Source organism: Vibrio sp. 1401, from assembly GCF_033340295.1.
In genome coordinates, this window is record NZ_JAWOWF010000425.1 from 1 (window position 1) to 665 (window position 665).

Annotated in this window: 1 protein-coding gene; it reads left to right on the forward strand. The window is 48.1% G+C overall.

From position 1 onward, the window contains the following. A partial coding sequence (locus R7Z77_RS26020) for a substrate-binding domain-containing protein (protein WP_318137135.1) occupies positions 1–665 on the forward strand: 665 nt, incomplete at both ends.

Genomic DNA, 665 nt, shown 5'->3' on the forward strand with positions numbered 1-665 from the left:
TGAAAAAGCATGCGCGCATTTCTTACCAAGCTTCCAACAGGCGTTAAACAAAGCGGGTTATCAACTATTGCTGGGTTACAGCGACTACTCGATTGAGCAAGAAGAAAAGTTGCTTTCGACCTTTTTAGAGAGCCGTCCTGCGGGCGTTGTACTGTTTGGAAGTGAGCATAGTCAGCGAACGCATCAACTGTTAGAGGCGTCAAATACGCCAGTGTTAGAGATTGCCGAACTGAGCTCAAAGGCCAGTTATCTCAACATTGGCGTGGATCACTTCGAAGTGGGTAAGGCCTGTACCAGACACCTGATTGAACAAGGTTTTAAGAACGTTGGTTTTATTGGGGCGCGCGGGAATCACTCAACGTTGCAACGCCAGTTACACGGTTGGCAAAGTGCGATGATTGAAAACTATCTCTCCCCAGATCATTTTCTGACGACTCATGAAGCGCCATCTTCACAATTGGGTGCGGAAGGATTGGCGAAGTTATTGCTGCGCGATTCAAGCTTGAATGCTTTGGTGTGTAGCCATGAGGAGATAGCAATTGGTGCGCTCTTTGAGTGCCATCGCCGCGTGCTCAAAGTCCCGACCGACATTGCCATTATTTGTCTTGAAGGCTCTTCTATGGGGGAGCACGCTTACCCAAGTTTGACATCGGCAGAATTTGATT